The organism is Pasteurella bettyae CCUG 2042, assembly GCF_000262245.1.
GTDB lineage: Bacteria > Pseudomonadota > Gammaproteobacteria > Enterobacterales > Pasteurellaceae > Basfia > Basfia bettyae.
Genome location: NZ_AJSX01000036.1, coordinates 1 through 18,513, shown reverse-complemented (window position 1 = coordinate 18,513; position 18,513 = coordinate 1). Strand labels below are relative to the sequence as shown.

The following is an 18,513-nucleotide window of genomic DNA, read 5'->3' as shown; positions in this document are numbered from 1 at the left end:
TCTTTATAATAATGATGTAATTTTGTACATTTACGATTTTAATTTTGGGGAACGTATGGCAGCAGAAAGTGCAAATCAGCTAGTCAGTGTGGTGACTTTATTAACTGCCGCAGTGTTAATTGTGCCTTTATTTAAGCGATTAGGGTTAGGCTCAGTTTTAGGTTACCTTGCCGCAGGTTTAGTGATTGGGCCTTTCGGCTTTGGGCTTTCAAATGATCCTCAAGCTATCCTACATATTGCCGAACTTGGTGTGGTAATGTTTTTATTCATTATCGGTCTTGAAATGAAACCCTCTCACCTTTGGAGTTTAAGAAAGCAAATATTTGGTTTAGGCAGTTTACAGGTTTTCGCTAGTGGTGTTTTGATTACCTTAGTGGGATATTATTTATTAAATTTTTCTTTTCAAACCGCATTTATTATCGCTTCGGGCTTTGTACTCACATCAACGGCGATTGTGGTTCAAATTCTTACTGAACGAGGGGACATTGGTTCACCACGTGGTCAGCGTATGATTTCGGTCTTATTATTTGAAGATTTATTAATCGTGCCCTTATTTGCCATTGTAACTTTCCTTTCTTCTGTTGAGGGAGCTTCAGACGCAGAACCCATTTGGCAACAAATTTTGATTGCAATGGGAGGTATAGGAATATTATTGCTCAGTGGACGTTATTTGAATCCACTATTCCGAATTCTCGCTTCAACAAAATTACGAGAAATGATGACTGCTGCTGCATTATTAGTGGTATTAGGTTCCGCATTATTAATGGAAGCCAGTGGGCTTTCTACGGCAATGGGCGCTTTCATGGCAGGTGTATTGCTATCGGAGTCAAGTTTCCGCCATCAATTAGAGGCAGACATTGAGCCTTTCCGAGGATTGTTACTTGGATTATTTTTTCTAGGTGTTGGAATGTCGCTAGATCTTTCGCTAGTGATGAAAAATTTTCGTTTTATTATTATGAGTGTGCTGTTGTTAATGCTTGCTAACGCGATTGGTATTTTTATGATTGGACGCTTAACTCGAGCAAGTTTAACAGATGCATTTGATCGGGCGGTGGTCATGGCACTTGGTGGTGAATTTGCGTTTGTGCTTTATTCTGCCGCCGCTAGTCAAAGAGTAATTACTCGTACAGAACAAGCAAATGGGGTAGCTATTGTGGTTATTTCCATGTTGCTAAGCCCAGTTTTTATTCTAGTTTATAAAAAATTAATTGAGCCTCGTCTGCCTAAAAAATCAACACGTCCAGATGATTATATTGAAGAACAGAAGCCAATTATTTTAATTGGTTTTGGTCGTTTTGGTCAGATTGTACATGATTTGATTATTATGACAGGGCATCATGCCACGGTAATAGATCTGGATGAAAGTATGATTGCGGGAATGAAACGTTTCGGAGTGAAAGGCTATTATGGTAATGCAACTCGTCCAGAATTATTACAAATAGCAGGAATTGAGCAGGCAAAACTATTAATTGTGGCTATTGATGATCAAGAAAAATCTACACGTATTGTGAAATTAGCACGTAAATTTAATCCAAACCTCACTATTATTGCTCGTGCTTTCGACCGTATTCATGTCTATCAATTACAAAAAGCTGGGGCAAATAAAGAGGTGCGTGAAACTTTCGAATCTGCTTTGCAGGCAGGAAAATTTGCTTTGAGCACATTAGGAATTAGCCAGCAAAAAGTAGAGGAAATTGCAAAGTTATATGCACGTAAGGATGAACAAGCAGTGCAGTTAATGGCGGATGCTTATGATCCTAAGTTTGGGCGATTTGATAATGAAGAAATCCGTCGTATAGTATTGGAGCAAGATCAAGATCTTACTCGCCTTATTCAAGAAATTTTGGCTTGCGAAGATAAACCAGAATAATCATCCTCAATCAAAGGTTAAAGTGCGGTAGAAATTTCTAAAATTTTTACCGCACTTTATTTGTATCTGTATGTTATTTTTTATTATGCGAGGCCAAATTCCATATATTGCATCATCAGTTGGGATAAGGTAGAGTAAAATTTATTTCATTATTATTCTGAATATTGTTATTAATATGATATTGAAAAAATCGCTAAACTTTTTTACGTTATGTCTCTTATCTGCTTGTAGTTTAATTACTTATCAGCCTCTTGAGACAATTAGTCAAATTAATCCGAATCAAGGTTATCGGATGAAAACGGCGATAAATCAACCTGATGGAAATCTAATTATTCTAATGTTTTCTGGTGGTGGTAGCCGTGCAGCGAGTTTAGGCTATGGTGTACTTGAAGCTTTTAAAAATACGCAAATTAAGCCCACTGATAAAGGTTCTAGATTAATTGATAATGTAGATATCGTTTATGGTGTTTCTGGCGGATCAGTATTGGCGGCTTATTATGCATTATATGGTGCAGATGCCGTTCCTAAGTTTGAAAATAATTTTTTAAAGAAAGATTTTCAACGTGAAATTATTAGTCAAGTTTTCTCTTTTTCTAATTTACCTCGTATTTCTTCTCCGCAATTTGGGCGAGGCGATTTATTGCAGGAACAACTAGATTTAGCCTTATACAAAGGAGCAACCTTTGGTGACTTAGTGGCAAAGCGTAAAGGGCCTTTTGCCGTGATAAGTGCCACAGATATGAATTCTGGGCAAAAAATTACATTTACCCAAGAGTTCTTTGACGGACTTTGTTTAAATTTAAGTAAAATGGAAATTTCTAGAGCCGTGGCAGCCTCTAGTTCAGTACCTTTAATTTTTAGCCCTTTAACACTTAATAATAATGGTGGAAATTGTCATTTTTCAGTGCCTGAGTTAGTGCGAATGACACAACAGATTAGTTCAGAAACACAGAAAACAAAGAACATTGAAGAAGCAAAAGATTTACTTAAATATTATCAAAATAGTAAAGAATATCCTTATATTCATTTAGTAGATGGTGGATTAACCGATAATTTAGGTTTGGCGGGGTTAATTGATATTTTTGATGTGGCGGGTCAAGAAGGCATGTATCAACAAGCATTGAACCATAATATTAAGCGTATTATTGTGATTAATGTCAATGCACAAAATGAGATTGTGAGTGAAATTAATAAAAGTGCGGATGTTCCTGGACCAGCAGATGTAGTCAATACTATCGTGAATGTGCCTATTGACCGTAATACCCAAATCACTTTGCATCGATTCCGTGAATTTGCTGATGAATGGAATAAAAATATGCAAAAGAAACCTGTGAATAGACGCGTTGAAATGCACTTTGTTGATTTAGGCTTAAAAAATTTACCCGAGTCTGAATTGAAAAAAGATGTATTGAATATTAGTACCTCATTCTATTTATTAGATTCCGAGGTGAATAAACTGAAAGCTTCCGCTAAAATTTTATTAGATGAATCGAAAGAATATCAGGATATGTTGAAATCCTTGAGGTAAAAAATAAGCCCATATCAATATATGGGCTTATGATTTACTAGATTAATTAGCGTTTAGTAATCGCACCTAAAATGCCACGCATAATTTGTTTGGTAACTTGATTGCGTAAATTACGCCCGACTTGTTGAGCAACACTGCTAACAACTTGCTCAGTCACGGTTTGTTGACTTTTCTTCTTAGAACCAAAAATTGAGGCAATCATACCACCTAAGAAATCATTGCTTTCTTCTTGTTTAGCCGCTTCCTCTGCTTGTTGTTGAACTTGAGCTTGTAATGCTTGATCATTGAGCATTTCATAAGCAGATTCATTGTCCACTAAATCACGATAGACAGGATAGATTTCATCATCTTTTACCCAAGCCGCACGCTGTTGTTCAGTAATTGGAGACAATTGGCTCTTTGGTGGGAAAATTGTTGCAATTTCTACTGGTGAGGGCATGCCTTTTTCATCTAAGAAGGAAACTAAAGCTTGACCGACGCCTAAGGTGGAAATTGTTTCCACTACATTAACTTGAGGATTGGTGCGAAATGTTTCTGCTGCGGATTTTACTGCTTTTTGATCTCGTGGAGTAAAAGCACGTAAAGCATGTTGGACACGGTTACCTAATTGACCGAGTACGGTATCTGGTAAGTCTAAAGGATTTTGTGTCACAAAATAAATTCCTACACCTTTTGAACGAATTAAACGTACTACTTGTTCCACTTTTTCAATCAGCGCAGATGGTGCACCATCAAATAATAAGTGAGCCTCATCAAAGAACATAACAAACTTTGGTTTATCTGGGTCTCCAACCTCAGGTAAGCGTTCGAATAATTCAGCCATTAACCACAGCAAGAAAGCACTGTACATGCGCGTAGAATTAATTAGTTTTTCAGAGTTCAGAATATTAATCACGCCACGTCCATCACGTGTTTGGATCCAATCATCTAGATTTAATGCTGGTTCACCGAATAAATGATCTGCACCTTCATTTTCTAATGCGAGTAATGCACGTTGAATAGCTCCCACACTAGCCGATGATACATTACCATATTCTACTTGAAATTCTTTGGCATTTTCGGCAACGAATTTCAACATCGCGCGTAAATCTTTTAAATCAATTAGTAATAACCCACGATCATCTGCCACTCGGAAGACTAAATTGAGTAAACCTTCTTGAGTTGAATTTAAATTGAGTAAACGAGAAAGTAACATCGGACCCATTTCTGAGATAGTGGTTCGCAGTGGAATGCCTGTTTCACCAAACACGTCCCAAAAAGATACAGGGTAGCTAGTTAAGTAGTTTTCACCACCTAAATTAAATTGTTGGATACGTTCGGCAATTTTGCCTTGCATGGTTCCTTTGACAGTTAGACCTGAAAGATCACCTTTTACGTCTACTAAAAATACAGGAACACCATCATCACTGAACGCTTCAGCAAATTTACGTAGTGTTACTGTTTTACCTGTTCCCGTTGCACCTGCAATTAATCCATGGCGATTAGCCATTTTAGCAGTGATACCGAGTTGAGTACCTTGTTCTGTTTGTGCGATGCTATATTGTGTCATAAAAACCCCTAAAAATGCGCTAATACATTTTGTTAGTTCGATTGAATATTCTGTTGTGCATAATAAGGAAAAATCAAAGTGCGGTCAAAAAATACTGAATTTTATGGTATGCTTTTTATTAATTATTGGATTCTGTCGTTAAGGAAATAATTTTGAAAAATTTAACCGCACTTTTCACACAAGCTTGCCCTTGTCAATCAGGTAAGCCTTATGAAGACTGTTGTGCCCCCTTTCATCTTTTAAAGGCTTTTCCTGAAAACGCAGAACAGCTAATGCGTTCACGTTATAGTGCTTATGTTTTGCAGTTAATTTCTTATGTGGTTGAAACTACGGTTCCAAATCAACAAGCATTGTTAGATGTTAAAGCATTGCAAGATTGGTCAGAAAAAACAGATTGGGTTGGTTTAGCGATTTTGGCACATCATCCCAAACTTTCTAATATTCATAGTGCGGTAGAATTTAAGGCTTTTTTTAATACAAATGAAGGTGAACAGATTCATCATGAAAATTCATTGTTTGTAAAAATTGATGGACGTTGGTATTTTGTTGATCCAACAGTGCCATTACCCACCAATAAACAGCCTTGTATTTGTGGTTCGGGAAAAAAATTTAAAGCTTGTTGTGGAGGATTGTTATGACACAATTCAAATTATTTTTACAGGTATTTTGGCATCGTTTTAATCAAAATAAATTACCCCAAGCAGCAGGTTCTCTCACGTATAGCACGATGTTAGCAATTGTGCCATTAGTGATGGTCGTATTTTCGATTTTTTCTGCGTTCCCAATGTTTGCTGAAGCTACTGCAACCATGAAAGAATTTGTATTTACCAATGTGGCTCCTTCGACAGGTGATGTTGTTGGACAATATATTGATGAGTTTGTGAATAATTCTAAACAAATGAGTGCTATTGGTGTGATTAGTTTAATTGCCGTAGCACTGTTATTAATTAAGTCTATTGATAATACCCTAAACGATATTTGGAATGTAACAAATCGCAGTACAATATTTTCCTTTGCTATTTATTGGACGATTCTTACTTTAGGACCTATTTTTATTGGTGTAAGTTTTGCAGCAAGTAGTTATGTTCGTTCAATGAGTTTATTTGCTTCCGAGTTAGATTTGCCCTTTGGTCTACAACTACTTAGTTTCGTACCTTTCTTTTTAACCTGGTTAAGTTTTACTTTGATTTATGCCTTAGTACCCAATAAAAAAGTAAGTTTTCAACATGCAGCGGTAGGTGCCTTAGTCGCGGCTATCTTTTTCACTTTAGGTAAGCAAGCTTTTGCGTGGTATATTGTAACCTTTCCGTCTTATCAGTTAATTTATGGGGCGATGGCAACCTTGCCAATTACCTTATTATGGATTCAATTAAGTTGGTTGTTTGTGTTGTTAGGAGCACAACTTGCAGCTGTGTTAGATGATATGCGTTCTATTAAATCGGGACATTTAGATTTTCAAAGTATTCGGGATAAACAGTAATGATTGCATTAATTCAGCGTGTTACGCAGGCAAAAGTGGATGTAAACGGGCAGACTATTGGTCAAATTGGATCTGGGTTATTAGTATTACTTGGCGTAGAGAAAGAAGATAACTGTTTTAAAGCAGATAAGTTAGCGGAAAAGCTATTAAATTATCGTATATTTAATGATGAACAAGGAAAAATGAATCTCAATGTTCAACAAGCGGAAGGTTCATTGTTAATCGTTTCTCAATTTACTTTGGTCGCTGATACCCAAAAAGGACTTCGACCGAGTTTTTCAAATGGCGCTCCTCCTGAGCTTGCCAATCAATTATATGAATATTTTTCTCAAAAATGTGCGGAGAAAATTCATGTGGAAAATGGTCAATTTGCTGCAGATATGAAAGTCAGCTTAACCAATGATGGTCCCGTTACCTTTTGGTTGAATGTATAGCAGTTGATATAAATTGAATGCTGGTTAACCAGAATAAAAGTGGTTTTCCTAGCACCTTATTTTATTTTCTGATAAAGTGCAGACGGCTATTTAAAACAAGTCTTGTTAATTTACTGAATAGGTTTATGCTATTCAGATTTAATTTTTTGCTCATTTTGAACTAAAAAGGGAAAATTATGACATTTGATACTTATGAAACGCTAGCCCTTGCTTGCTTAGTGTTATTGCTTGGTTATTTCCTCGTAAAACGTATTAAATTACTCAGACACTTCAATATTCCAGAACCTGTAGTCGGTGGTTTTATTGTTGCTATTGTACTAACTATTGTTCACCAGTTTTGGGGATTAAGTTTCAGTTTTGATGGGAACTTACAGCGTACTATGATGTTAGTATTCTTCAGTTCTATAGGTCTAAGTGCAAACTTCTCTCGTTTAGTAAAAGGGGGAAAACCTTTAATCGTATTTTTAGTTGTGGCGGCAGCTTTAATTGCTATTCAAAATACTGTCGGTATTTTGGGTTCGCTAGCACTAGATCTAGATCCAGCTTATGGCTTAATTGCGGGTTCAGTTACGTTAACAGGTGGGCATGGTACTGGTGCCGCTTGGGCTGAAACCTTAACACGTGATTTTGGTATTTCTGGTGCGATGGAATTAGCCATGGCTTGTGCTACTTTTGGTTTAGTTTTTGGTGGTATTATTGGTGGCCCAGTAGCCAGTTTCTTAATTAAACGTTTACACAAACAAGAAGAAACAGAAGATGAAAATGTAGACGATATTGAAGAAGCCTTTGAAAAACCTGTTTATCGTCGTAAAGTAAATACACGTACCATTATTGAAACCATCACCATGCTTTCAATTTGTTTATTGTTTGGTGAGCATCTTGATAATCTTACCAAAGGAACCGCTTTACAATTACCAACCTTCGTATGGTGTTTATTTACTGGGGTTATTTTACGTAATGCATTAACTTATGGCATTAAATTTAAAGCGCCTGATGAAGCAATTGATGTATTAGGGACCGTGGGATTATCCATTTTCTTAGCTATTGCCTTAATGTCATTAAAACTTTGGGAATTAGCAGGCTTAGCTTTACCAATTTTTGTGATATTAGCTGTACAAGTGGTCGTGATGGCGTTATTTGCTGTATTCGTGACCTATAAAGCAATGGGCTCGGATTATGATGCCGTTGTACTGAGTGCGGGACACTGTGGATTTGGCTTGGGTGCTACGCCTACAGCAGTAGCCAATATGCAAGCGATCACGTCTCATTTTGGTCCGTCACATAAAGCATTCTTAATTGTGCCAATGGTAGGGGCATTTTTTATTGATTTATTGAATGCCTCATTATTGAAAGTTTTTGTTGAAATTGCTGCTTACTTTCACTAAATAAAATTTTCTTAAAAAATACCGCACAAAGTGCGGTATTTTTTTATTAGAAATTTGCTCAAATAGATAACAAAAGTTAAACTAAGCACCAGATAAAATCATAAGGATTATTTATGCAAAGTTTAATGCCATTTCATACCTTTTCTGTGCCAGCAAGTGCTAAAAAAATCGTAGAAATTACCGCACTTGAACAACTTCAACAGCTATGGAATGAGAGTGTTGCTGAACAACAACCGGTATTATTTTTAGGGCAAGGTAGTAACGTTTTATTTCTTGAAGATTTTCAAGGTACAGTATTACTCAATCGTTTGATGGGAATTGAGAAATCTGAGGATGCAAATTTTCATTATTTACACGTCAATGCGGGTGAAAATTGGCATAATTTAGTGCAATGGTCTTTATCACAAGGTATTTATGGGCTAGAAAATTTAGCACTGATCCCAGGTTGTGCAGGTTCCGCTCCTGTACAAAATATTGGCGCTTATGGTCGTGAATTTAAAGATTTTTGTCATTATGTGGATGTACTTGATCTGAATACTGGTAAACAATTTCGTTTAACTAATGCAGAATGTGAATTTGGTTATCGTGAAAGTGTTTTTAAACATAAATATGCATATGGATTTATTGTCATTGCGGTAGGATTAAAATTAGCTAAACATTGGAAACCCATATTGAAATATGGCTCATTATCCAATTTTGATGAAAATACTGTTACGGCTAAACAAATATTTGATGAGGTTTGTTCAGTACGCCGAGCAAAATTGCCCAATCCACAAGATTTTGGCAATGCAGGTAGCTTTTTTAAAAATCCTGTGATTTCGGCAGAACAATTCACTCGCTTGCAACAGGCTTATCCTCACATTCCAAATTATCCTCAAGCAGACGGCTCAGTGAAATTAGCCGCAGGTTGGTTAATCGATCAATGCCAACTTAAAGGCTATCAAATAGGTGGCGCAGCAGTTCATCAAAATCAAGCACTGGTATTGATTAATAAAGCCCATGCGACGGGGGCAGATGTCGTGGCCTTGGCACATCATGTTCGTCAAGCAGTAGCCGATAAATTTAAAGTATATTTATCACCTGAAGTACGCTTTATTGCTGCACAGGGTGAAGTAAATGCAGAAACAGCAATTAGTTAATTAGTTTTATTATTAAAGATAACGATGGATTTCAAAACAAATTTAGAAACTTTACCAAGCATTGATGGCTTGGCAGGATTAAATATTTTAGCGAAAGGTGAAGTCATTCATCATATTCCAGCTATAGCTGGTAAATTAGGTTCATTAAAGGTTTATCATGCTCTAGCACAGCAATTTCATGGAAAATTAGACCGCACTTCTGCGCAAAAAGGCATTGAGATTTTTGCTGAACATGTTGCAGATGCCCAGCAAAATCCTGGAAAACACCCTAATATTGATTTGTTGTTTAAAGTGAACAATGAAAATTTAGAGTATCAACTTCAACCCGTAAAAGCCTGATGTTAGACAATAAACCCTTTCCTATTCCTGTTAATTATTTTGCCTTAACTCTAGGATTAAGTTCCTTAGGGTTTGCATGGCGTTATGCGGCAACTGTAATTAATGTACCCGCTTGGAGTGGAGAGCTGATAGGCCTATTTGCTTCAGTGGTATGGGCATTGTTTGTTATTGTATATGTTTATAAGTGGATCAATTACCCGCAATTGGCACGAGCAGAAGTCATACATCCTATCACAGGTTGTTTTGTCAGTTTGATGTTTATTTCGGGAATTTTTGTGGGGTTGATCTTAAAGCCTTATACCATATTAGGGGAATATATTTCCTTCACTTGTATTGCTTTACAGGTCAGTTATGCGGTGTATCGTTCAGCAGGATTATGGCAAGGAAGGCAACCACAAGAATTCACAACTCCAGCACTCTATTTGCCTATTGTTCCAGCAAATTGGGTAAGTGCGATAGGACTAGTGTTATTAGGCGAACCAGATGTTGCGATTTTATTTTTTGGAGCAGGTTGTTTATTTTGGATAATGATTGAACCTACGATTCAACAACGCTTACGTAATATTGCTGATATGCCCATGGCGCTTCGCCCTACTTTAGGCATTCAGCTTGCTCCAGCCTTTGTTTGCTGTTCATCGTATTTAACCATCAATGGTGGTGAAATTGATTTTATTGTTAAGATGCTCATGGGCTATGGCGTATTACAATTCTTTTTTATTAGCCGCTTACTTGGTTGGATGGGTATTTTCCGACATTTCCATGTAGGGTATTGGGCAATCTCATTTGGGCTTGCCGCCATGGCTGGAGATGGCATTCATATTTATGCTATGAGCCATGGACAAGGTGCAGGGATAGTCGGTTTACCAATGTTTTGGGTAGGAAGTTGTTCTATCGGTTTATTATTTATTGCTACCTTAGGATTAGTATTAAAAGGAAAATTCCTGCTGAAATAATTGCTTATATTAGTTGATAAAATAACTCAAGAATTAATGAACTTTTTTAATGAAAGCGACGTCTAATTTAACATAAATTTGGAAAGATAAAGCGGTTGATATTCTTTCAATTTGTGTTATAACTATAAAACTGTAATGACAGTCTCTGACTAAGAAGGAAGATAATGACTAAAGATGTTCAAACTATGATGTTAGTTCCGCAAGGTAGTATCGAAGCCTATATTCGAGCTGCTAATGAATATCCTATGCTAACTGCAGAGGAAGAAAAGGAATTGGCGGAACGTTTGTATTACCAAGAAGATTTAGAGGCAGCTAAAAAATTAATTTTGTCTCATCTTCGTTTTGTTATCCATGTAGCTCGAGGTTATGCTGGCTATGGGCTTCCACAAGCTGATTTAATCCAAGAGGGGAATATTGGCTTAATGAAAGCGGTAAAACGTTTTAACCCTGAGGTTGGCGTACGCTTAGTGTCATTTGCTGTACACTGGATTAAAGCAGAAATTCACGAATATGTCCTCCGTAATTGGCGTATCGTTAAAGTGGCAACCACAAAAGCACAACGTAAATTGTTCTTTAATCTACGTAAAACTAAACAGCGCTTAGGTTGGTTTAGTGATAATGAAGTAGATTTAGTTGCCAATGAATTAGGCGTATCAAAAGAAGATGTCATTGAAATGGAAAGCCGTATGACAGGCGCCGATGTGGGATTTGATTTGCCAAATGATGATGGTGAAGAAGATACCTTTGTTCCTTCAATGTACCTTGAAGATAAAGGTTCAAACTTTGCGGCTGAATTAGAGAATGAAAATTTTGAAAATCAAGCAGTAGATCAACTAAGCGCAGCCATGGAAACCTTAGATGAACGTAGCTTAGATATTATTCAATCTCGTTGGTTGGATGATAACAAAGCAACCTTACATGATTTGGCAGCAAAATATAACGTTTCTGCGGAACGTATCCGCCAACTAGAAAACAACGCATTGAAAAAATTGAAAAGTGCGGTTAGTTTTTAAATAATTTTATGATTGATGAAAAACCGGCATTTTGTCGGTTTTTTATTTATCTATTACATATCTTTCAAAATTATAACAAATAAGAAACAAATAAAGGGCGGTTTATTTATCCCTTGTTTTATCTTATCGATCCATATCACAAAACGATTAGATTTATTACATTAATTGGTATTTTTTAGCAATAAATCAGGTACAATACTTTAATCTTTATTCCTCATTTTAATTATTCAGGAGAACAAAATGGCAGATCATAAAAGACTGGCGAATGCGATACGAGCACTCAGTATGGATGCAGTGCAAAAAGCGAAATCAGGTCACCCAGGAGCGCCAATGGGTATGGCAGATATTGCAGAAGTATTATGGCGTAAATTTTTAAAACACAATCCGAATAATCCGAAATGGGCAGACAGAGACCGTTTTGTACTTTCTAATGGACACGGCTCCATGTTAATTTATAGCTTGTTACATTTAACAGGTTATGACCTTTCAATAGAAGATTTAAAAAACTTCCGTCAATTACATTCTAAAACGCCAGGACACCCAGAATATGGTTATGCCCCAGGAGTTGAAACCACGACAGGGCCTTTAGGACAAGGGATTACCAATGCAGTGGGAATGGCGATAGCAGAGAAAACCTTAGCGGGTCAATTTAACCGAGAAGGACATGAAATTGTCGACCACAACACTTATGTATTTTTAGGTGATGGTTGCTTAATGGAAGGGGTTTCTCATGAAGCTTGTTCATTAGCGGGGACATTAGGTTTAGGCAAATTAATTGCATTTTATGATGACAACAACATCTCTATCGATGGTCATGTTGATGGTTGGTTTACCGATGACACCGCAAAACGATTTGAAGCTTATGGTTGGCAGGTGATACGCAACATTGATGGACATGACCCACGCCAAATCAAATCCGCCATTGTACTGGCGAAAGCAGAAAAAGCGAAACCGACATTAATCATCTGTAAAACCATCATTGGTTACGGCTCACCGAATAAATCTGGCTCTCACGACTGCCATGGAGCACCGCTAGGTGATGAAGAAATCGCCTTAACACGTAAAGCCTTAGGTTGGGAATATGCTCCTTTTGAAATTCCTGCAGATATTTATGAGAAATGGGATGCCAAAGCGGCAGGACAATTAGCGGAACAAGCTTGGAATGAAAAATTTGCGGCTTATGCGAAAGCTTACCCTGAATTAGCGACAGAATTTACCAGACGAATCAATGGTGAATTACCAGCGAACTGGGCGACAGAATCAAAAGCATTTATAGAGAAATTACAAGCGAATCCAGCAGCGATAGCGAGTCGTAAAGCTTCTCAAAATGCCATTGAAGCCTATGCCCACCTATTACCTGAATTTTTAGGCGGTTCAGCAGACTTAGCGAGTTCAAACTTAACCTTATGGTCAGGCTCAAAACCGATACGAGCGAAAACCAATCTTGATGGCAACTACATCAACTACGGGGTAAGAGAATTTGGCATGTCAGCCATCATGAATGGTATCGCCTTACATGGCGGGTTCATTCCTTACGGAGCGACCTTCTTAATGTTCTACGAATATGCCCATAATGCCGTACGTATGGCAGCCTTAATGAAACAACGTTCATTATTTGTGTACACACATGATTCTATCGGCTTAGGAGAAGATGGTCCAACACACCAACCAGTAGAACAAACCGCCTCCTTACGATTAATCCCTAACTTAAACACCTGGCGCCCAGCAGACCAAGTGGAATCAGCTATTGCATGGCAACAAGCGGTGGAACGCAAAGAAGGACCAAGTGCCTTAATTTTCACTCGTCAAAATCTGGCTCAACAAACGAGAACGGCAGAACAACTGGCGAATGTCGCACGTGGTGGTTACATCTTAAAAGAAAGTGCAGGCACACCAGATTTAATCCTGATTGCAACGGGTTCAGAAGTGGATTTGGCAATGAAAGCGGCAGAAGTATTAGAGAGTGAAAGCGTCAAAGTACGAGTTGTCTCCATGCCAAGTACGAACGTATTTGATAAACAAGAAGAAGCTTATCGAGAATCCGTGTTACCAAGTTCAGTGACAAAACGAGTAGCAATAGAAGCGCAAATTGCGGACTTCTGGTACAAATATGTCGGAACTCAAGGACGGATTATTGGAATGAATAGTTTTGGCGAATCAGCACCGGCAGATCAATTGTTCAAGCTATTTGGATTTACTGTCGAGAATGTAGTTGCGAAAGCGAAAGAAATCCTTTAATGAAATAGAAGGATAGTTAAATAAAAGTGCGGTAGGATTTTGGGAAATTTTTCTAAAACCTACCGCAGTTTTTATTGATTAATATTCACCATCAGCAATTTTATTTAATGTGGTAATGGAAGGAATAAAGAATAATTGACCAGACATCACAGTTGAGAAAGTGAGTAAATAGTCACTTTGTTCAACCATTTGTATTAACATTTGTTTCATGACGGTCCAATGATTTGCATAGCCAATGAAGTATGTTCCGGTTTTTCCTGATGAGGGATCAGAAAAAGGCACATTCATACGAATAATTTGTTTTTCTTCACCATTTACCTCATATTTGGAAACTACGCTATGGGCATTGGTAAATTTCTCATCATCTTCTAGTTCGAGATCATTAAACTTTTTACGACCGATAGCTTTTTCTTGTGTTTCTGTTGGTAGGGTATCCCAGTAATCCATATCATGGCGCCATTTTTGTGCAAAGGCATAAGAGCCATTAATAAATTCAGGATCTTCTTCCCCAATTAATGAGCATTCAAGTTGTTCAACACCTGTTGGAACCTCTGTTCCATCAATAAATCCGATAATCGAACGCCCTTCAAAATAACGAAAACCTTTGGTTTCATCGATGACTTTACTCACATCTTTTAACGATTTGCGGAATAATGAAAGAACTTCATAAATCACCATTTCATCATTCGCACGGATATGTAGAAAAATATCTCCTTTGGTACCAGGCATTTTATATTCAGGCCCAGCTAATCCTTCAAAAATTTCCAATTCTGCGGGAACGGGAGCATCGGGGAATAAATAATCCCAAGCTTTACGGCTAAAGCCAAGCGTTGCTTTTAAATTAGAATCTTCTGCTCTAATACGTAATGAGCGAAGGATAGCTTGATAACGATCCGCAAATTCAATAATGGCTTCTTTTTCAACCGCTTGATCTTCACGCTTAAGTTCTAAGATAGTGAATTGTACGTTTTTACCAATATCTTTCCACACATCTTGGGCAAGTAGAGTATTAATTGTCATAGTTGTTCCTTTTTATAGAGTAGAGGATGAAATAAGTATACACTTTTTATACTGGTGGTGCGAATTTGTACGTTATGGCATAAAAGTGCGGTTATATTGAGGAAAATTTTTATTAACGTAATGTTGGTATTTTGATGATTTTAACTTTCTAATTTGTTGCATATTATTTATACTTTCCACTCATTTTTTATTTAAAGGTTAGCTGTCATGGGTGTGTATGCTTATATTTGCTTACTGTTTAGCATCTCCATTTTTCTCGCTTTTTTAACTAGCAAATTAAGCGATCGTATTCAATCTACTATTGCCATTACCGCTTCTGCAATGGTGAGTTCACTAATTTTAATTGGGCTTGGATTATTAGATTGGTTTCATCTTGATCACATGGCAGCTCATATTATGCAAGAATTGGATTTTAAAAATTTCTTGCTAAACGGTATGCTAGGTTTCTTATTATTTGCTGGTTCTTTAGGTATTAAATTACCTTTAATGAAAGAACAACGCCGTGAAATTGCGGTGTTTGCTCTATTTTCCACTTTAGCCTCAACCTTTCTAATCGGTGGCTTAATTTATATGGCTGCTGATTTAATTGGTTTTCACATCAACTTTATTTATTGTTTATTGTTTGGTGCTTTAATTTCACCTACAGACCCTATTGCCGTATTAGCGATTATTAAAAATTTAAAAGCACCTAAACGCTTATCTATGCAGGTGGAAGGTGAGTCATTATTTAATGATGGTGTTGGCTTAGTGATTTTTACGACAGTATTTTCCGTTGCTTTTAGTGGGGAAGAACCTAGTCTCATGTCCGTACTTGGATTGTTTTTACATGAAGCCGTTGGAGGCATTTTATTTGGGTTATGCATTGGTTTTATTGCCCATGTATTGATTTCTGCCACAGATGATGGAAGTTTAGAAATTTTATTGACTTTAACCATTCCTACCGCTGGCTTTATTTTAGCTAACTGGTTGCATATTTCTGGTGCATTGGCGATGGTTACTGCTGGGATTATGATTGGTAACTGGACACGCCGACAAGGCTTTTCTGAGCAAAGCAAGCAACACCTCGATCACTTCTGGGAAATGATTGATCATTCTTTAAATTCTTTATTATTCTTATTAATTGGATTAGCGCTTTTGTTAGTTGAGTTTAATGCAGAAAGCTCAATTTTAATGTTAGTTGCCATTCCAGTTTGTTTACTGGCTCGTTACGTTAGTTTATGGGTTCCTTATCAAATAATATCACGTTTTCGTACTTATAATCCTTATACTTTACGGATTTTAACATGGGGTGGTTTACGTGGAGGCTTAGCATTAGCGATGGCGTTATCAATTCCTGATAAGCTTGTCACTATTCAAGGCGAGGGCATTACTGCGGATTTACGAGATGTAATTATTCTTATGACTTATGCGGTGGTGACTTTTTCTATTTTAATACAAGGAATGACGGTGGAAAATATGATTGAGCGAGCTAAAGTTGTGGATCCTAAACGTGATGCTTATGTAAAACTAGGTGGAACACGAGATTATCCACCACATATCTAAAACAAAAAGTGCGGTATGATATTCAAAAATTTTTGTACTATGCCACTGTTGCCAAATACAATTTAACTAAAATTGATAAAATCCTGATTAATTAATTTGATCAGGATTTTTATTATGGCAGAATGATGACCAAACTAGTTATAGCTTAGTATTAAAAACATTGTCATTGTTAAGATTGATTCTTATTTGCAAAAGAATCAGTAATCTTATAGACTACCGAAACCCATCAGCCATTTTTACTAATTTATGAATAATTATCAACGTGTTATTTTAAGTATTATATTGTTTGCTACTTCTGCAATATCTCATGCAGAGCCATTGGATCGAACTCAGCAGAAAATTGACGCTGACCAGCAACAGCGCCAGCAACAATATCAACAACATCAGGCTAAAGTGCTACAACCTCAAGCAGATGTGCGGTTAGATACCGAACTAAATGAATCACTTAGCTTATCTAATAAAGAATCTCCTTGCTATCCTATCCATCAAATTACTTTAACCGATTACGGTTCCTCTATCCCACAAAGCCAATTCCAATGGGCATTAGATAAAGCAGCTGAACACCTTCATTTTACCTTGCCTCATTGTTTTGGTAGTCAGGGGGTAGGCATTTTGATAAAACAAATTCAAAATGAAATTATTGAGCAAGGTTATGTAACGACTCGTGTTGTGACACAAGAACAGGACTTAAATTCGGGTAAATTAGCCTTAACTGTGATTATAGGTAAAGTTCGTAATACAATTATTACAGATAGCAGCCTAGTTCCACGTTTTACTCGATTACATGCATTAACAGGGTTAACATTTGATTCAGGTGATGTGCTGAATGTACGAGATATTGAACAATCTTTAGAAAACCTCAAACGTGTGCCAACGGTTGATGCTAATATTGAAATTATTCCTAGCGAAACTGATAACGCAGAGATTGGTGAGAGTGATTTAAAAATTACCTACAATCAAGCTTTCCCATTTCGTCTCAATTTAGGGCTTGATGATGCTGGTTCAAAAGCTACAGGTAAATGGCAAGCAAGTGGTACACTTTCTATTGATAATATTTTTTCAGCAAATGATTTGTTTTATAGCTCATTTACTCATTCTATTAAGCAAAAAGGTGATGATAAAGGCAGTCGTGAATCCAAAAACTTCACTCTTTATTACTCTATTCCATTCGGTTATTGGCAATTAGCATTGTCACATACTCAAAATCGTTATCATCAACAAGTTTTTGAGGCTTTTGATAATAATTATATTTATTCAGGTGAAAGTGACACTGACAAGCTGATGCTTTCTTATCTTCTTTATCGAGATAGTCGAAGAAAAACGACGATTTCTACCGCACTTTGGTCTCGTCAATCACAAAATTATATTGATGGTTCCGAAATTACAGTACAAAAACGCCGAATGGCAGGTTGGGAAGTTGGTGTTTCACATAAAGAATATTTAGATTCTGCAAGCCTTGAATTTTCGGTGAATTTTAAACGAGGTACAGCAGCTCGTGGTGCTTTGTCAGCACCTGAAGAAGCTTATGGAGAAGGCACCTCTCGACCTAAAATTATTACTGCAAGTGTGAGTTTAACAAAACCATTTCAAATAAAAAATCAAATGTGGGAATGGCAAAGTAGTTTAAATGCTCAATGGAATAAAACGCCTTTAATTCTGCAAGACAGATTTTCAATTGGTGGTCGTTATACTGTGCGGGGCTTCGATGGTGAGCTTACGCTTTCTGGAGAACAAGGTTGGAATTGGCAGAATGAACTGATTTGGCATTTTAACCCGAATCATGCTCTTTATTGGGCGATGGATGCTGGTAGAGTTTCGGGTTGGTCAACAGAAAATCAATTGGGAAAACATTTAATCGGAACTGCGATAGGACTTAAAGGTGCAGTGAAGGGGTTTTATTATGATGTTTTTGTGGGTGAACCAATTGAAAAGCCTCAAGGTTTTCGTACCTCAAATACTGTAGCAGGATTTAATGTTGGCTATAGTTTTTAAATGTATTGTTAGATAAAGTCTATTTAAATAA

At 37.0% G+C, this 18,513-nt stretch carries 15 protein-coding genes; 13 read left to right on the top strand and 2 right to left on the bottom strand.

Going from position 1 to position 18,513, the window contains the following annotated elements:
- Positions 1-55 precede the first annotated feature (55 nt).
- Complete coding sequence (locus HMPREF1052_RS07665) at positions 56-1,870, top strand: monovalent cation:proton antiporter-2 (CPA2) family protein (protein WP_005761161.1); 1,815 nt, start codon at positions 56-58, stop codon at positions 1,868-1,870.
- 175 nt (positions 1,871-2,045) lie between these two features.
- A complete protein-coding gene (locus HMPREF1052_RS07660) occupies positions 2,046-3,398 on the top strand; it encodes a patatin-like phospholipase family protein (protein WP_005761118.1) in 1,353 nt (450 codons plus the stop codon).
- 46 nt (positions 3,399-3,444) lie between these two features.
- On the opposite strand, the gene HMPREF1052_RS07655 is transcribed toward HMPREF1052_RS07660, so the two are convergent.
- Positions 3,445-4,947, bottom strand: a complete 1,503-nt coding sequence (locus HMPREF1052_RS07655; protein WP_005761143.1) for a helicase HerA-like domain-containing protein — start codon at positions 4,945-4,947, stop codon at positions 3,445-3,447.
- A gap of 152 nt (positions 4,948-5,099) precedes the next feature.
- Between HMPREF1052_RS07655 and HMPREF1052_RS07650 the strand changes: the two genes are divergently transcribed.
- From HMPREF1052_RS07650 to tkt, 9 genes are all read left to right on the top strand, one after another.
- Positions 5,100-5,585 carry a YchJ family protein gene (locus HMPREF1052_RS07650; protein WP_005761158.1) on the top strand — a complete coding sequence of 162 codons (486 nt, stop codon included), beginning with the start codon at positions 5,100-5,102 and terminating at the stop codon, positions 5,583-5,585.
- Positions 5,582-6,427, top strand: a complete 846-nt coding sequence (locus HMPREF1052_RS07645) for a virulence factor BrkB family protein (RefSeq protein WP_005761183.1) — start codon at positions 5,582-5,584, stop codon at positions 6,425-6,427. The genes HMPREF1052_RS07650 and HMPREF1052_RS07645 overlap by 4 nt, the downstream gene beginning before the upstream one ends.
- Complete coding sequence (gene dtd / locus HMPREF1052_RS07640; protein WP_005761145.1) at positions 6,427-6,861, top strand: D-aminoacyl-tRNA deacylase; 435 nt, start codon at positions 6,427-6,429, stop codon at positions 6,859-6,861. The genes HMPREF1052_RS07645 and dtd overlap by 1 nt, the downstream gene beginning before the upstream one ends.
- Before the next feature lie 176 nt (positions 6,862-7,037).
- Positions 7,038-8,246, top strand: a complete 1,209-nt coding sequence (gltS, locus tag HMPREF1052_RS07635; protein ID WP_005761129.1) for a sodium/glutamate symporter — start codon at positions 7,038-7,040, stop codon at positions 8,244-8,246.
- A gap of 113 nt (positions 8,247-8,359) precedes the next feature.
- The gene (gene murB / locus HMPREF1052_RS07630; RefSeq protein WP_005761150.1) at positions 8,360-9,385 is read left to right on the top strand and encodes a UDP-N-acetylmuramate dehydrogenase; all 1,026 of its coding nucleotides are present in this window, start codon (positions 8,360-8,362) and stop codon (positions 9,383-9,385) included.
- 24 nt (positions 9,386-9,409) lie between these two features.
- The gene (locus tag HMPREF1052_RS07625) at positions 9,410-9,724 is read left to right on the top strand and encodes a DUF2322 family protein (RefSeq protein WP_005761123.1); all 315 of its coding nucleotides are present in this window, start codon (positions 9,410-9,412) and stop codon (positions 9,722-9,724) included.
- The gene (tehA, locus tag HMPREF1052_RS07620; protein WP_005761175.1) at positions 9,724-10,677 is read left to right on the top strand and encodes a dicarboxylate transporter/tellurite-resistance protein TehA; all 954 of its coding nucleotides are present in this window, start codon (positions 9,724-9,726) and stop codon (positions 10,675-10,677) included. The genes HMPREF1052_RS07625 and tehA overlap by 1 nt, the downstream gene beginning before the upstream one ends.
- A gap of 164 nt (positions 10,678-10,841) precedes the next feature.
- Positions 10,842-11,690 carry an RNA polymerase sigma factor RpoH gene (gene rpoH / locus HMPREF1052_RS07615; RefSeq protein WP_005761106.1) on the top strand — a complete coding sequence of 283 codons (849 nt, stop codon included), beginning with the start codon at positions 10,842-10,844 and terminating at the stop codon, positions 11,688-11,690.
- A gap of 240 nt (positions 11,691-11,930) precedes the next feature.
- Positions 11,931-13,928: a transketolase gene (tkt, locus tag HMPREF1052_RS07610; RefSeq protein ID WP_005761107.1), complete on the top strand. Its 1,998-nt coding sequence runs from the start codon at positions 11,931-11,933 to the stop codon at positions 13,926-13,928.
- A 78-nt stretch (positions 13,929-14,006) separates the two neighbouring features.
- Here the strand turns inward: tkt and HMPREF1052_RS07605 are convergent, their stop codons facing one another.
- Positions 14,007-14,948: a Dyp-type peroxidase gene (locus HMPREF1052_RS07605; RefSeq protein ID WP_005761162.1), complete on the bottom strand. Its 942-nt coding sequence runs from the start codon at positions 14,946-14,948 to the stop codon at positions 14,007-14,009.
- A 207-nt stretch (positions 14,949-15,155) separates the two neighbouring features.
- Here HMPREF1052_RS07605 and HMPREF1052_RS07600 point away from each other — a divergent pair, with 207 nt between their 5' ends.
- Together HMPREF1052_RS07600 and HMPREF1052_RS07595 are read left to right on the top strand one after the other, a co-directional pair.
- Positions 15,156-16,490: a cation:proton antiporter gene (locus HMPREF1052_RS07600; protein ID WP_005761167.1), complete on the top strand. Its 1,335-nt coding sequence runs from the start codon at positions 15,156-15,158 to the stop codon at positions 16,488-16,490.
- 246 nt (positions 16,491-16,736) lie between these two features.
- A complete protein-coding gene (locus HMPREF1052_RS07595) occupies positions 16,737-18,482 on the top strand; it encodes a ShlB/FhaC/HecB family hemolysin secretion/activation protein (protein WP_005761126.1) in 1,746 nt (581 codons plus the stop codon).
- The last annotated feature ends 31 nt before the right edge of the window (positions 18,483-18,513 follow it).

Excerpts from the sequence above, each read along its gene's own strand:
- HMPREF1052_RS07665 (WP_005761161.1), top strand. The coding sequence starts at position 56 with ATGGCAGCAGAAAGTGCAAATCAGCTAGTCAGTGTGGTGACTTTATTA.
- HMPREF1052_RS07660 (WP_005761118.1), top strand. The coding sequence starts at position 2,046 with ATGATATTGAAAAAATCGCTAAACTTTTTTACGTTATGTCTCTTATCT.
- HMPREF1052_RS07655 (WP_005761143.1), bottom strand. The coding sequence starts at position 4,947 with ATGACACAATATAGCATCGCACAAACAGAACAAGGTACTCAACTCGGT.
- HMPREF1052_RS07645 (WP_005761183.1), top strand. The coding sequence starts at position 5,582 with ATGACACAATTCAAATTATTTTTACAGGTATTTTGGCATCGTTTTAAT.
- dtd (WP_005761145.1), top strand. The coding sequence starts at position 6,427 with ATGATTGCATTAATTCAGCGTGTTACGCAGGCAAAAGTGGATGTAAAC.
- gltS (WP_005761129.1), top strand. The coding sequence starts at position 7,038 with ATGACATTTGATACTTATGAAACGCTAGCCCTTGCTTGCTTAGTGTTA.
- murB (WP_005761150.1), top strand. The coding sequence starts at position 8,360 with ATGCAAAGTTTAATGCCATTTCATACCTTTTCTGTGCCAGCAAGTGCT.
- HMPREF1052_RS07625 (WP_005761123.1), top strand. The coding sequence starts at position 9,410 with ATGGATTTCAAAACAAATTTAGAAACTTTACCAAGCATTGATGGCTTG.
- tehA (WP_005761175.1), top strand. The coding sequence starts at position 9,724 with ATGTTAGACAATAAACCCTTTCCTATTCCTGTTAATTATTTTGCCTTA.
- rpoH (WP_005761106.1), top strand. The coding sequence starts at position 10,842 with ATGACTAAAGATGTTCAAACTATGATGTTAGTTCCGCAAGGTAGTATC.
- tkt (WP_005761107.1), top strand. The coding sequence starts at position 11,931 with ATGGCAGATCATAAAAGACTGGCGAATGCGATACGAGCACTCAGTATG.
- HMPREF1052_RS07605 (WP_005761162.1), bottom strand. The coding sequence starts at position 14,948 with ATGACAATTAATACTCTACTTGCCCAAGATGTGTGGAAAGATATTGGT.
- HMPREF1052_RS07600 (WP_005761167.1), top strand. The coding sequence starts at position 15,156 with ATGGGTGTGTATGCTTATATTTGCTTACTGTTTAGCATCTCCATTTTT.
- HMPREF1052_RS07595 (WP_005761126.1), top strand. The coding sequence starts at position 16,737 with ATGAATAATTATCAACGTGTTATTTTAAGTATTATATTGTTTGCTACT.